The sequence below is a fragment of the Acidithiobacillus sp. YTS05 genome (assembly GCF_024396695.1).
GTDB classification, from domain to species: domain Bacteria; phylum Pseudomonadota; class Gammaproteobacteria; order Acidithiobacillales; family Acidithiobacillaceae; genus Igneacidithiobacillus; species Igneacidithiobacillus copahuensis.
In genome coordinates, this window is sequence record NZ_CP094359.1 from 201,714 (window position 1) to 215,977 (window position 14,264).

Genomic DNA, 14,264 nt, shown 5'->3' on the forward strand with positions numbered 1-14,264 from the left:
CATGTCTCACGGTAGCCTGATGGTATTCAGCGGGAACGCCAATCCCGCCCTGGCAGCACAGATCGTCAAATTTCTCCAGATTCCCCTGGGGCGGGCGGAAGTCAGCCGCTTCAGTGACGGTGAGGTCTTCGTCGAGATTCTGGAAAATGTCCGCGGTCATGACGTTTTCGTTTTGCAACCCACCTGTGCCCCGACCAACGATCATCTCATGGAACTGCTGGCCATGATCGACGCCCTCAAGCGCGCTTCGGCCAATCGCATTACTGCCGTCATGCCGTACTTTGGCTATGCGCGGCAGGATCGCAAATCCCGTGCCCGCACCGCGATCACCGCCAAACTCGTCGCCGATCTGGTAACCACCGCCGGCGCGCACCGCGTCCTGACCATGGACCTGCATGCGGACCAGATCCAGGGCTTTTTCGACGTTCCGGTAGACAACATCTATGCCTCCCCCATTCTGCTCGGCGATATCTGGCGGCAGAATCCGGAAAACCTCATGGTGGTATCCCCCGACGTTGGTGGCGTGGTGCGCGCCCGTGCCATCGCCAAACGTCTGGAAGTCGATCTCGCCATCATCGACAAACGCCGCCCGCGTCCCAACGAATCGGTGGTCATGAACATCATCGGTGAAGTGGATGGACGCAGCTGTGTGTTGGTGGATGACATGGTCGATACCGCCAATACCCTTTGCGAGGCAGCCCATGCCCTGAAGACGCGCGGGGCCCTGCGTGTGAGCGCCTACTGCACCCACCCGGTGCTATCGGGTAAGGCGATCGAGCGCATCAGCGGCTCCGATCTCGACGAACTGGTGGTGACCGATACCATCCCCCTGAGCAGCGAGGCGCGCGCCTGTGACAAGATCCGCGTGCTCTCGGTCGCCGAACTCTTTGCTGAAACCATCCGCCGGATTGCCGAGGAAGACTCCGTCAGTTCCCTGTTCATGGACTGATTTTCAGGAGTACGGAGCGGCCTGGCCGTCGAGGGTTTTGTGTTCGGGCAGTTGCGGGGCGGGCGTTGCGGCATTTCCTTCGATGACAGTCAACGGATGTGGGTTGGGCCGGTCAACATCGTTCACCAACCAGGTATGCAGAAAAAAGTACGCGACCACCGCCAAGAGAAGGATCAGCGTACTCCAAATCCAGGCGTAGGCACTGGTATTTTTGCCATCTTCTGTCATTTTTGCTCCTAGAAAATTTTCATCAATGCGCGCACGAAACTCTGTTCTTGCCGCTGTCGTGGTGACTTGGCTGTGGGCGGTAGATAGCCTGCCAAAAAATATCCTAGTTTACCGGAATCTGCTTTCGCACCGGGGTCGGCCAGGGTGCCGGTCTGCGGGTCATAGCGCGCGGTGACGACGTCGGGCGGCCGGAAAAAGCCGGTGTCCGGCCTGCCTTGTAGAGCCGTCCCCATATAGCGTATCCAGATCGGCAGGGCCTCGCGGGCGCCCGCTGCCCAGGTCCCCATGGTATGGTTATCGTCGTAGCCCACCCATACCGAGGTCGTGATTTTCGGATTGAAGCCATTGAACCAGGCGTTTTCTTCGGCATTGGTGGTGCCGGTTTTTCCGGCGAGGTCATGGCGATGCAGGATCTGCGCGGCGACCCCCGTCCCGACCCGGATCACCCTCTCCATCATCCGTGTCATCAGATAGGCCACCCCCGGGGGGATGACCGTCTGCCGGGCGGGTGGTTGATAGGCCAAGGGGCAGTGCAGAAGCGCCACGTCGGTGCCGTTGGCGGTGACCACCTTGCGAATGAGATAGGGATGGGGCAGAAAGCCGCCACTGGAGAAGGTGGCATAGGCGCGTGCCATTTGTAGAGGCGTGAAATCGCCGGCGCCGAGCACCATGGACGGGGTTGCTGGTACCTGTTTGGCGGGAAAGCCGAAACGCTGCACGTAGGTTTTCGCGTAAGGGATGCCCACATCCATGAGCAGGCGCACACTCGGTACATTGTGGGAATCTGCCAGATCCTCCCAAATGGGGAACGGGGTATTGGAAAAGGTGCGACTGTAGTTGGTGGGTGCGTAGATCTGCCCGTCCGCCAGATGGATGATCAGGGGCGTGTCAGCAATCAACGAAACTGGGGTGTAGTAGCCCTTGTGACCGCTGGCCAGCAGCGTTGGCGCGTCGATGGCCGAGGAATAGACGAAGGGCTTGAAGCCGGATCCCGGTTGCCGGTAGGAATACAGGGCGCGATCAAAATGACTGAGTTCGTAGCTGAAGCCGCCGACCAGGGCAAGGATGGCGCCGCTGTGGCTATTCAGCGAAACCAGGGCGCCCTGGGCGTGGGGGATCTGCGCCAACTGCCAGCCAGCATGCGGAACATCATGCCAGACCTTGGTGCCCCAGACGGGATTGCCGGTGCCTTCCGTCGCTGCCGCGACATAGTGCCGCACCCAGATGAGATCGCCTGCTGCCAGCACCTGATTCACGCTCGTCGGGCGCTGGCCGTTGGGGTGTAGCCGGGCCCAGGCAACGTCTGGAAGACGCAGCTCGGCCTGCCGTTGTCCTTCGATGTTAATACGCGCTCTCTGCGCATCGACATTTTCCACCACCGCCCAGCGCAGGTTGGCCGGGTCGAAGTCCGGTAACATGGGCGGACGCTGTCCATGCAGAGCGGCCTGGAGCATCTCTCCGCGCAGTTGCGCAATCGGGCCACGCCAAGCCTTTGGGTCCATACTATCGAGGCCCATGGCGTAATTCTCCAGGCCAATTGCCACATCCTGGCTGGCTGCCTGCTGATCGCGCGGATCGATGCTGGTATAGACCCGCAGGCCACTGCGGTAGGTAAAATCCGGCCCGAAATGCTTTTCCAGCCAGCTACGGATCCAGTCGGTGGCATAGGGCGCCAGATTGCTTGCTGGGGCGTGGTAGCGGGCGCGAATCGGCTCGGCCATGGCGCGTTGCGCGGCAGCCTCGCTGATGAATCCCAGTTTTGCCATGCGTCGCAGTACATAATCGCGCCGGGTCTTGGCCGAAGCCGGCGAAGCGATGGGGTTGAACACCGACGGGGCAGCCGGCAAACCCGCCAGAGTCGCCATCTCGCCCAAACTCAGTTGCGAGACCGTCTTGCCATAATAGGTCTCGGCGGCGGCCTGCACTCCGTAGGCGCCTTCGCCCAGATAGATCTTGTTGACGTAGAGATCGAGAATCTGCGCGCGATCAAGATGTTGCGCCAGTTTATAGGCAAGCAGGATCTCCGCCACCTTGCGGGTAATGGTCTTTTTGGGGGTCAGATAAAAATTGCGGGCAACCTGCTCGGTGATCGTGCTGGCCCCTTGCACTGGTCCCCAATGAATGAGGTCCACCCAGGCAGCGCGAACGATGCCGGGAAAACTAACCGGATAATACAGTGGATTGTGGCTGTAGAACTTGGAATTTTCGGCGGCGATGAAGGCGTCCTGCAGGCGCTTCGGAACCTGACGGATAGGCAGGGCGTAGCGCAACTGCGGACCGATGACCTGCAGGAGCTTACCGTTGTCGGCATAGATGCGCAGTGGTTCGGCCGGATGCCAATGTTCTAGCGCATGCACCGGAGGAAGTTCCTGGTAGATACGATAGGTCCAGAAAGCAGCGGCAACAGCGGCGTCCACCAATACGAAGAGAACGACAAAGACCAGCCAGAACCGCCAGCTGCGCTGGCGGAAGAAGGTAGTCGCAGTCATCGTTCAGGCCTCGCAGGAGCGCGATCGTACGCCGCTCATAGCGCACCCTGCGCGCGATGCCAGAGACGGCTGAACCAGCCGGCCTTGGCCACCGCATTTTTCGCCAGGACCGGCTCCGTCTTCAGGACCTTGCCTTGCCAGAGAAGGTCGAGGGTGCCCACGCTGCTATTGGCCTTGATCGGGGCCTGCAGGTTGCTGGCGGCGACGAAGCGGCTTTCCACCTTACCCTGACTGGGCCGGGGAATGACCACGTTGATCGCTTTGGGGGTGATGACCGAGAGGGTCTCCGGGCTCCAGTCGATCCGCTTGATTTGTGCCACCATCGCGCCGGCCGGGTAGATCTGCTGTTGCTGCCAGCCATGAAAACCGTAGTGGAGCATGGCGGCAGCATCGGTACCGGCGACGGCACGGGAGCTGGCGCCCAGGATGACCGCTACCAGGCCTCGGCCATCCTGGCTGGCGCTGACGGCCAGATCCCAGTTGTTGGCGGAGGCCAAGCCCACTCCCAGACCGGTGATGCCGTTTTGTCCTGCCAGCGGGTTGTAGTTGTACTGGGTAATGTGGTTGTAGCGGTAACTGGCCTGCCCGGCGACCTTCTCTATCTGCGGGAATTTCACCACCAGGGCGCGTGCCAGGCGGGCAATGTCGAGCGCTGTACTGCGCTGTCCGGGCGTCGGCATGCCATCGGGGTTGACGAAATGGGTCTGGGTCAGCCCCATGCTGGCGGCTTCGCGATTCATCAGGTCGACAAAGCCGCCGACACTGCCTGCTACCGACTGGGCGATGGCAATGGCGGCGTCGTTGCCCCCGTCGATCAGCAGGCCATGGGTAAGTTGGTCGACGGTAACCGGCAGCCCGGGCTGGATGAACATGCGCGAGCCAGGGGCATGCCAAGCATCGACGCTTACCGAGACGTGCTGGTCGGGTTGCAACATCTTCTGCGCTTCTGCCTGGTAGAGCAGATAGGCGGTCATCAGTTTTACCAGGCCCGAGGGGTCATAGCTCGCTTGCCCATTTTGGTCGAGCAGGACTTGATCGGTATTGACGTCTATCAGCACCGCCGCCTTGACGCCAGAAATCTGTGGCGCCGGCATGGGGGGTGCAGCGGGCAGGGTGGGGGTGGGTACAACGGCATAGGCAGTGCTGGAGACCAGCAAAACAGCAAAAAACGCGGCGGTTTTCTTCATAGGGGCGGCAGAACTCTTCAGGAAAGATTTTCCTTTGGAAAAACTGCCGCCGGGAAAAGTTCCCGCCGCCTAGCTGCGGCTGGCGCGGTAGCGCTCGATCAGCGCCCGGGTAGAGCTGTCGTGGGGATGTTTGGTTTTGCCCTGCAGATCCGATTCGACGCGCGTGGCCAGGACCTTACCGAGCTCTACCCCCCACTGGTCAAAGGAGTCGATGCCCCAGATCACCCCTTGGGTGAAGACGCTGTGTTCGTAGAGGGCGACCAGAGCGCCCAGAGAAAACGGGGTGAGGGCATCGACGAGGAGCAGATTGCTGGGCCGATTGCCGGGGGAAACCCGGTGGGGAATCTGTGCTTCGGGTACCCCCAGGGCACGCAGTTCCTCCGCCGAACGGCCAAAGGCCAGGGCCTCACTTTGGGCAAAGAGGTTGGCCATGAGCAGGTCATGTTGATCGTGGTATTCGCTGAGGGGCGCAATAAAGCCAATCAAATCGCAGGGCACCAAACGGGTTCCCTGATGCAGCAACTGGTAAAAGGAATGTTGGCCGTCGGTGCCTGGTTCCCCCCAGATGATCGGGCCGCTATCCACGGCGAGAGGGTTCCCTGCCAGATCTACCCGTTTGCCGTTACTCTCCATCTGCAGTTGCTGCAGATAGGCGGGAAAGCGGGCGAGGTCGTGGGCGTAGGGCAGGATCGCCTGGCTCTGGGCGCCCCAGAAGTTGTTGTACCAGACCGAGATCAAACCCAGCAGGACAGGCAGGTTCTGCGCCAGTTCGGCATGCCGAAAGTGTTCATCCATGGCATGGAAACCGCGCAACATCTCGGTAAAGGCCGCCGAGCCAATCGCTAGCATAGTGGCCAGGCCGATGGCGGAATCCATCGAGTAGCGCCCGCCTACCCAGTCCCAGAAGCCAAAGCTATGCTCCGGATTCATACCAAAGGCGGCGACCGCCTTGTCATTGCTAGAGACGGCAACGAAGTGTTGCTCCACCGCCGCCTCGCCCAGGGCCGCCACCAGCCAGCGTCGGGCGGCGTGGGCATTGGTCATGGTTTCCAGGGTAGTAAACGTCTTTGAGGCGATGATGAACAGAGTTTCTTCGGGGTCGATCTCGGCGAGTACCGCAGCGAGTGCCGCACCATCGACATTCGCCACGAAGTGCTCGCGGATACCTGCGATCCGCTGCTGGCGCGTGGCCCGATAGGCCATCTCTGGGCCCAGGTAAGAGCCGCCGATACCGATGTTGACGATTTGGCGTAGGGCTTTGCCCGTCGCGCCCAGCCACTCGCCTTGGTGGACCTTGTCGCAGAAGATCATCATGCGCTGCAGAACCGCGTGCACCTCGGGCACGACGTTGACGCCTTGATCGCAGATCTGGGTATCTTTCGGTGCGCGCAGGGCGCAATGCAGGACAGCACGATCTTCCGTTGTATTGATGTGCTCGCCAGCGAACATGGCGCCGCGCCGCGCTTCCAGACCGCGCTCCCGCGCCAGATCGATCAGTGCCGCCAGAGTTTCCTGGCGCAGCCAGTTCTTTGAATAATCCAGGTAGATGCCGCAGGCCTCGGCGGTCATGTGGGTACCGCGCTCGGGATCCGCGTCAAAGAGGTCGGCGATCTTCGCATCGCCCCAATCCTCTCGTTGCTTCTGCACTTGTTGCCAGGCCGGTAAATCCTGCAATCTTGCTGCGCACATGTTCACTCTCCTGGGCTTGCCAAGTTGATTGGGAGATACTCCAGAAAGAGTAGGAGAAGGCCATGCCAGGCGCAAGGATAAAAATAGAAAAAAGTATCTAGATATATAATTATATTGGGTTATTTGGACGATGATGGTGCAAATGAACCGATGCTTTTGGTGCTTTTGAACGGGCCGCGACTGTCTATATCACCAAATCCTTATTCTTTCTGCCGTTCCCTTCGCCAGAAATGTGGCACGCCCTTTGCTCAATTTAGGAAGCAGTAGTTCATCTATAACCTTAGCGAGTCGAGGAATCAGCAATGATCATCGAAAACAGTTTACCCGTCCTGCTCAGTCGGCTGGACTTTGCGTGGATCACGACCATGCACATTCTCTGGACGCCGTTGACCATCGGCATGTCCTGGCTATTATTTTTCCTGGAGATTGCTTGGCTGCGTACCGGTGACGAGCGCTGGTATAAGCTCAATCGCTTCTTCGAGAAAATCTTCATCATCAACTTTGGTGCCGGTGTGGCGACCGGGGTGACCATGGAGATGGCCTTCGGTATCCTCTATGGCCCCTTTTCTCAGGCCGCGGGCCCGTTCTTTGGCAATATCCTGGGCTTCGAGACCATTACCGCCTTCATGTACGAAGCTGGCTTCATTGGCCTGATGGTCTTTGGCTGGGGCAAGGTCAGCAAGGGCATGCACGCCTTTGCCACCTTCAACGTCGGCCTGTCCTCCAGTCTCTCGGCCATGTGGATTCTGGTCGCCAATTCCTGGATGCAGACACCCAATGGCGTCGTACTCAAGGATGGCCTCTTCCAGGTCGAGAACTGGTGGCACGCCATCCTCAATGATAATTTTATTTGGGGCTTCCCGCACATGTGGGTGGCAACGGTGGAGCTGTCTCTCTTCGTCATGGCTGGCGTGAGTGCCTGGTTCATTCTGAAGAATCGCAACGCCGATCTCTTCACCAAGATGCTCAAGCCCACCCTGCTGGCCCTACTCATCGTAACGCCCATCCAGATCTTTATCGGTGATAGCGTGGGCAAGGATGTGGCGGATACCCAGCCGACTTCTCTGGCGGCCATGGAAGGGCATTACCATACCTATCTGCCGGATGGAAAGCCGAACACCAGCTGGAATCTGATCGCCATCCCTAATGCCAACAACGACGGCAACCTCTTCCAGATCTCCATCCCGCATGTCTTGAGTCTGCTGGAAACGCATACCTGGGACGGTGTAGTGAAGGGTATGGACCAGTTTGCGCCCGAGGACCGCCCGGATGTCTGGGTACCCTTCTATTCCTTCCGGGTGATGGTGGCGATTGGTTTCTTCCTCTTCTTCGTGGCGCTCTGGGGCAACTGGCTGCGCCTGCGTGGCAAGCTCAGTGCCGAATCGCTCCGTAAAAGTCCCTGGTTCCTGCGGGCGGTGATCTTTTCGGCCTTCCTGCCCTATCTCGCCATCTGGACCGGTTGGTGGGTACGCGAAATCGGCCGTCAGCCGTGGGTGGTCTACGGCCAGATGCGCACCTATCAGGGGGTCAGCCACATGAGCGTGGCTCAGGAAGTTATCTGGTTTGCCGGCTATATCGTCTTTGAACTTCTGGTATGGGCGGGTGCTTGGTACTTCTTCGCCCGTGTCATCGCCAAGGGGGTGGACGGTATTGCTCCATCGGATCAGCTCTTCCATCACGGGGAAGAGGGTGATGCGCACGCCGGCGGTGGACATGCGCAGGCCAGCTTCGCCAAGCCGATGTTGAAGGCTGAGCGCTAAGCCGCCTGGGGTGGCCTGTGCCACCCCAGTTACTGATTTTGACGGAGGTCACCATGGATTTTACCCACGACATCGTGCGGATAACCTCAGCTCTATCTACTTGGTGGTGGATTTTGCTGGGGCTGATGTTTCTGTTTTATATCGCTTTGGATGGCGCCGATCTGGGTGCCGGAATCTTTGCCCTGTTTTCCAAGGATGAAGACGAGCGCGGCGCCATTATGGCGTCGATGGCCGGTTTTTGGGATGGCAACGAGACCTGGCTGGTCGTGGCCGGCGGCGTGCTCTTTGGCGCCTTTCCGCTGGTCTATGGCTCAGCGTTCAACTACCTGATGATCCCGCTGATGATCGCCCTTTGGGCCATCATCATGCGTGCTGTGGCCTTCGAGTTCCATGTCCATGCCCGTTCCAGTCGCAAGGTCTGGGGCTGGTTCTTTGCCATTGGCAGTCTGCTGGCACCGTTCTTTGCCGGTGTTGCCCTGGGTGCCGCCCTGCAGGGTTTCCCCATGGAGAACGGCCTGGCCATGGCACATATTGCCGGGCGGGATTATACCACCCCGGTCATGCACTTCTCTGGCAACGCGCTGACCTGGCTGACGCCTTTCAGCATCTGGACGGGTTTTGGTGCGGTCATCGCTGCAGGACTGGCCGGCGGCCTGTACCTCTGCGCGCGCTTTGTCCCCGGTGATGTCATCCACCAGCGCGCCAAGGGCTGGACCAGCCTCTTCTCGCTTCTGGCCCTGGCTGCCATCGTGGTAACCTTGGTCTGGTCCTACGCCATCTTCCCCTGGGCGGCGGCCAAGTGGACCGGCCCGAACTGGTGGGTCTGGGCGGCCTGGATCGTGATCGTGCTGTTCTTTGCCTTCAAGTCGATGAGCAATCATTCTGCTGGGCACAATTTCGTCGCCCTGCTCTGGGGAGAAGGTGTAGTAGTACTCCTTTGGGCTGCCATGTGGGCGACTATGTACCCCTATATCGTGCCCGGTACCTGGACGATTCAGGAGGCCGCCAACCCGGCCAATTCGCTGGCGGTATTTACCCTGTTCATGACGGGCTTCGTCCCCATCATGATCATGTATAACTGGTACCAGATCTGGGTGTTCCGCGGACGCTTCACCAAAAAGAGCATCTACGCTGCCCACTGATCGGGGAGTCACAAAGAACCGGGGCACCGCCCCGGTTTTTTTGTGGGTGCGCAACTTTTCGTTTTCGCCACGGTCGTAGGGTTATAACCCCAGTCACCGCAAAGCAGACCGCCATGGATAGCATTCATCTCCTTCATCAGCTCTGTGACTCCCAGTGTCCCGCCGAATGCCTGGACTCCCTTTCCGTTCTGGATGCCCTACTCGCAGGCCAGGAGCGCGTCGACGACCGCTGGCACCGCCTCTTGCGCGGTTTACCGGGGGCCTCGCCAGCGGAGCTCCTTGATCAGGTCCTGGAGGTAGACCGCGAACTCGGACAGTACCGCCGCGCCATCACCTTTTTGCGCGCCAATCTGAGCGCGCGTCGCGCCGCCATGGCGAGCGGAGAAACCGTGCGAGTGCCGCAAAATTCCCTTTCTTAGCGCCTCGTTGCAAAAAGTTCTTGGCATATCGTTGCAACGGCGCAAAAGTGGTGCTATAACTTCTCTCGTTGTACTTTAACAACGGCTCATGAGGAGGAGCTTTGTCATGAAGAAGAATCTTGTAGCTTTTGCAGTTGCTGCAGCAGTACTGGTCCCCGGTGCGGCTTTTGCGGCCGACAGTTCCGCCAAGGACAACGGCCCGATCCTGTACGGCTATGCCCAGATTACTGGCAGCAATCAGTTCGGTACGTCTACGAACGGCTCTCAGTCTGGCCCCAATGGCCTGGTTATCGGTGCCAACCGCATCCGCCTGGGTGTGAAGGGTGAGGCAACGGATGGTGTGACGTATAACATCATGGCTGGCTGGGATAACGCCGCTATCAGTGGGAACAATGCTAACAATCAAAGCATTCCTGGATATAGTACCAATGCGCTGAACAACGGCTTGGGTAACGGTGGCAATGCTTCCATTCTGGATGCCTGGATCAACTTTGCCCCAGTGCCCTTCGTGCAGTTGGAGGTGGGTAAGTTCAAACAGCCTGTAGGCAATGAGTATATCGATACGCAAGGTAACGCCTTGCCCTTCATCCTACGCTCTATGGGCCAGTCATTGTTGCCGGGGCGTAGTGCCGGTGCGATGCTGCACGCCAAGGACGTAATGGGCACGGGCATCGGCTATGCTTTCGCTATTGCCGATGATAGCTCCTTGGACTACGGCAGCGCCTATAACTGGGGGCTCGGAACTGTGTCCAATCCCTTTGGCGGCGGCCAAGGTGGATTTCTCAACGGAAGCGGTCGCTATATTGCTTCGGCTCGTTTGACCTATGATTTCATGGGTCCGTTGCTCAATGCCGAGGTCAGCGGGTCGCGTATGACCTTGCCGGAGAATAGTATCTACAATGCGGATTCCATGACCACCTGGAATGTGGGTGTGCATGGTGGTTTGATGGGAATCCATTATGTTGCGGGTTACACCAATCTCAACACCGGTGAGAGTCGCAATGGGTTGCCGGGATTCCTGGCGCAGGACTGGAACGTCGGCTTGGCGCTCAATCTTTATCAGATGACCCTTACCCCGTCTTGGCTAGACATTGAGCCTGCGGTTCGCTTCGATTCTTTCAGTTATAATGATCGTCAAGGTTATGATGCGAAGCTGGATAACACCACGGTCGGCCTGAATTATTATGTCAATCCGAATAACCCGCACGCAGCGGAGATTCAGGTGAACTACATCATCCCCACGGCTCGCAACGGTAATTTCGGTGTAGGAACCCCAGGGGGCGTTTTTGGCGGCAATGGTGCCCCCATCAACGGCATGGCTTACAACACTCTGATGTTGCAGTTCCAGGCGGGCTTCTAAGTTCGCTTAGTCTTGCGGGGCGCTGCGGCGCCTCGTTTCTTCGCCCCGTCACGAGTTTTCGTGGCGGGGCGGTTTGCTTTTTGGGGGGCATGCCGTTATAAGAGAGCCCGCTGCCAGCCGGCTCTGTCTTTTTGGGGAAATCTGTGTCACGTCAACTTCGTAACATCGCCATCATCGCCCACGTCGACCACGGCAAGACCACCCTGGTCGATCAACTGCTCAAGCAATCCGGTACCTTCGCCGCGCATCAGCAGGTGGAAGAGCGGGTCATGGACAGCAACGCCCTGGAAAAGGAGCGCGGCATCACCATCATGGCCAAGAACACCGCGGTGCAGTGGGGCGAGACCCACATCAATATTGTCGACACCCCCGGCCATGCCGACTTTGGGGCCGAGGTGGAGCGGGTACTGGGCATGGTGGATGGGGTATTGCTGCTGGTGGATGCCGTCGAAGGCCCCATGCCGCAAACCCGCTTTGTGACGCGCAAGGCCCTGGAGCTGGGGCTCAAGCCAATCGTCGTCATCAACAAGATCGACCGGCCTGGCGCGCGCCCCGATTACGTGATCAGCGCGACGCTGGACCTTTTCGACAAGCTCGGTGCCACGGAGGAGCAACTGGACTTCCCGGTGATGTACGCCTCGGGCTTGCAGGGTTATGCCGGAGAAGACCCAAGCGTGCGCGAGGGTGATATGCGCCCGCTCTTCGAACTGATCCTGAGCCATGTACGAGCGCCCGAGGGCGATCCGGAAGCGCCGTTGCAACTGCAAATTGCCGATTTGGACTACTCCAGCTATGTGGGACAGATCGCCATTGGCCGGGTGCGGCGCGGACGTATCCGGCCAGGCCAGGACGTGGTCATGCTGCAGGGACAGGAGGCCAAGCCCATAAAAGGTCGTATCCTGCAGGTGCTGGGCTTTGAGGGCCTGAAGCGGATTCCCTGGGAGGACGGCGCCACTGTTGGCGATATCGTAGCCGTGACCGGCATCGATGCGCCGTCTATCGGTGCCACCATCGCTGCCCCCGAAGCACCGGAGCCGCTGCCATGGAAGCCCATCGACGAGCCCACCCTGAACATGAGTTTTCAGGTCAATACCAGTCCCTTCGCCGGGCGCGAAGGGAAATTCGTGACCAGCCGCCAACTGCGCGAGCGTCTCTACAAAGAGCTCCTCACCAACGTCGCCCTGCGGGTGGAAGATACCGACAACGCCGACGTGTTTCAGGTATCCGGTCGGGGGGAGCTGCATCTCACCATCCTCATCGAGAACATGCGTCGCGAGGGCTATGAGTTGGCGGTTTCCCGACCCCGGGTCATTCAGCGGGTCGTCGATGGCGTCCCGGAAGAGCCCTATGAAGCCCTCACCATCGATGTCGAAGAGACCCATCAGGGCACGATCATGGAGCGCCTCGGCACGCGGCGCGGCGAGTTGCAGGATATGCAGCCCGATGGCCGTGGTCGAGTGCGTCTGGAGTATCGGATTCCCGCCCGCGGCCTCATTGGCTTTCACACCGAATTCATGACTGCCACCTCGGGTACCGGTGTCATCAGTCACATTTTTGATGGCTATGGTCCGGTGAAGGGTGCCATTCCGGCACGCATCAACGGGGTGCTGATCTCAGCCGAGGAAGGGGAAGCGGTAGGCTATGCCCTTTTCAATCTGCAGGATCGCGGACGACTCTTCGTCAATCCCGGTGACAAGGTGTATGAAGGCATGGTCATCGGCATTCACAGTCGCGACAACGATCTGGTGGTGAACCCCCTTAAGGAAAAGAAACTCACCAACATGCGTGCTTCGGGTTCGGACGAAAACATCCTGCTCACTCCGCCGATCCGCATGAGCCTCGAGGCGGCAGTGGAGTTTATTGCGGATGACGAGCTGGTGGAGGTTACGCCGGAGTCGATCCGCATCCGCAAGCGCTATCTCAAGGAAAACGATCGGAAAAAAGCAGCGCGCAGCGGCGCTTGAGCTGCCGGCTTGGCCCCGCTTCAGGCGGGGCTTTCTGTCTTTTTTTCCAGGCGTAGGCGACGAAACCAGCCGCCCAGGGCGGCCGGTTGGTCGTCCAGCAGACGTAATTCCGGGCGCTGCGCCAGCAAGTCTTCGAAGACGACGTCGGTGCGCGTCGCCAGACTCGCCGAGAGGGGGGCCAGGAGTCGACGCAGGGGCGCCCTTTGCTGCGGCCGCAGGAACTTGTCGAAGATCAGCAGTGTCCCGCCGGGGCGCAGTACGCGACTCGCCTCCGCCAAGGCCTGTGCTGGCTGCGGTACTACTGCGAGAATCAGATGCATCAGCACGACGTCAAAGCTGGCATCCCGCAGCGGTAGGCGCTCGGCGTCGGCCTGCAGGAGGCGCACCTGCGCTGCCCGCGGGCGCGCTCGCGCGAGCATAGCCGCGCTGAAATCCACCGCAACATTGAAGTTCTGTGTAGGTAGATAGGGAAAATCGAGACCGGTTCCGGCGCCGATGATCAGGATTTGCTGCGCCTCTGCTGGAATATTGGCAATGTTGGCGGCCCGTGCGGCCGCTGAAAAGCCCGCTACGGCGCGGTCGTAGATGGGCGCCCACAGGCCATAGGCGCGCTGCAGACTCCGGTAGCTCAATGGAAGACGGTGGCCACGGCCAGGCGAAAGGCGGGGATTGGGGTCTCGAACTCATCGCCGTCTTCACTCACCCACTCGTAGCTGCCATGCATACTGCCGACCGGGGTAGGTAACACGGTGCCGCTGGTGTACTGGAAGTGCTCGCCCGGGGCGAGGGTGGGATGTTCGCCGACGACGCCGGGGCCGCGCACTTCCTGTATCCGTCCATCCGCATCGGTGATGATCCAGTGGCGGTTGCGCAGCTGTGCGGTCTTCGGGCCATGATTCTCGATGCGAATCTGGTAGGCAAAGACGTAATGCTCCTGCTCCGGACTGGATTGCTCGGGGATATAGCGGGTGTCGACCTGAATTTGGATCTCGGTCGGGACGCTCATAAATCATCGCTCCTTCGCTAGCGTTCTTGTCAGTCTATTCCCCCGCTTTCGGGCTGCCAAGTTTCCGACTG

12 protein-coding genes are annotated in these 14,264 nt (G+C 59.6%); 6 read left to right on the plus strand and 6 right to left on the minus strand.

The window, feature by feature from the left end:
- Nucleotide 1 precedes the first annotated feature (1 nt).
- Complete coding sequence (locus tag MQE22_RS00950; RefSeq protein ID WP_215871351.1) at nucleotides 2–949, plus strand: ribose-phosphate pyrophosphokinase; 948 nt, start codon at nucleotides 2–4, stop codon at nucleotides 947–949.
- Between the two features lie 3 nt (nucleotides 950–952).
- Here MQE22_RS00950 and MQE22_RS00955 read toward each other — a convergent pair whose 3' ends face one another.
- The 4 genes from MQE22_RS00955 to pgi all read right to left on the minus strand — a co-directional run bounded on the left by MQE22_RS00955 (nucleotide 953) and on the right by pgi (nucleotide 6,542).
- Entirely contained in the window at nucleotides 953–1,177 is a 225-nt protein-coding gene (locus tag MQE22_RS00955; protein ID WP_215871350.1) for a hypothetical protein, read from the minus strand.
- 8 nt (nucleotides 1,178–1,185) lie between these two features.
- Nucleotides 1,186–3,666, minus strand: coding sequence for a penicillin-binding protein 1A (locus tag MQE22_RS00960; RefSeq protein WP_255789939.1), 2,481 nt, complete (start codon nucleotides 3,664–3,666; stop codon nucleotides 1,186–1,188).
- A 35-nt stretch (nucleotides 3,667–3,701) separates the two neighbouring features.
- Nucleotides 3,702–4,853 (minus strand): D-alanyl-D-alanine carboxypeptidase family protein, encoded by a 1,152-nt coding sequence (locus MQE22_RS00965; protein WP_215871348.1) that lies wholly within the window; start codon nucleotides 4,851–4,853, stop codon nucleotides 3,702–3,704.
- Nucleotides 4,854–4,922: 69 nt separating this feature from the next.
- Nucleotides 4,923–6,542: a glucose-6-phosphate isomerase gene (gene pgi, locus MQE22_RS00970; RefSeq protein WP_215871347.1), complete on the minus strand. Its 1,620-nt coding sequence runs from the start codon at nucleotides 6,540–6,542 to the stop codon at nucleotides 4,923–4,925.
- A 302-nt stretch (nucleotides 6,543–6,844) separates the two neighbouring features.
- Between pgi and MQE22_RS00975 the strand changes: the two genes are divergently transcribed.
- The 5 genes from MQE22_RS00975 (at nucleotide 6,845) to typA (ending at nucleotide 13,187) form a co-directional block, all read left to right on the plus strand.
- On the plus strand, nucleotides 6,845–8,302 hold the full coding sequence (locus tag MQE22_RS00975) for a cytochrome ubiquinol oxidase subunit I (protein ID WP_215871346.1): 1,458 nt from the start codon (nucleotides 6,845–6,847) through the stop codon (nucleotides 8,300–8,302).
- A gap of 53 nt (nucleotides 8,303–8,355) precedes the next feature.
- The gene (gene cydB, locus MQE22_RS00980) at nucleotides 8,356–9,444 is read left to right on the plus strand and encodes a cytochrome d ubiquinol oxidase subunit II (protein ID WP_255789940.1); all 1,089 of its coding nucleotides are present in this window, start codon (nucleotides 8,356–8,358) and stop codon (nucleotides 9,442–9,444) included.
- 113 nt (nucleotides 9,445–9,557) lie between these two features.
- Complete coding sequence (locus MQE22_RS00985; protein ID WP_255789941.1) at nucleotides 9,558–9,863, plus strand: hypothetical protein; 306 nt, start codon at nucleotides 9,558–9,560, stop codon at nucleotides 9,861–9,863.
- A 106-nt stretch (nucleotides 9,864–9,969) separates the two neighbouring features.
- Entirely contained in the window at nucleotides 9,970–11,223 is a 1,254-nt protein-coding gene (locus MQE22_RS00990; protein WP_255789942.1) for a porin, read from the plus strand.
- A gap of 143 nt (nucleotides 11,224–11,366) precedes the next feature.
- Nucleotides 11,367–13,187, plus strand: coding sequence for a translational GTPase TypA (typA, locus tag MQE22_RS00995; protein WP_255789943.1), 1,821 nt, complete (start codon nucleotides 11,367–11,369; stop codon nucleotides 13,185–13,187).
- Nucleotides 13,188–13,207: 20 nt separating this feature from the next.
- Here typA and MQE22_RS01000 read toward each other — a convergent pair whose 3' ends face one another.
- Both MQE22_RS01000 and apaG read right to left on the minus strand, forming a co-directional pair.
- Complete coding sequence (locus MQE22_RS01000; protein ID WP_215871341.1) at nucleotides 13,208–13,819, minus strand: class I SAM-dependent methyltransferase; 612 nt, start codon at nucleotides 13,817–13,819, stop codon at nucleotides 13,208–13,210.
- Nucleotides 13,816–14,193, minus strand: coding sequence for a Co2+/Mg2+ efflux protein ApaG (apaG, locus tag MQE22_RS01005; RefSeq protein ID WP_215871340.1), 378 nt, complete (start codon nucleotides 14,191–14,193; stop codon nucleotides 13,816–13,818). The genes MQE22_RS01000 and apaG overlap by 4 nt, the downstream gene beginning before the upstream one ends.
- Nucleotides 14,194–14,264 lie beyond the last annotated feature (71 nt).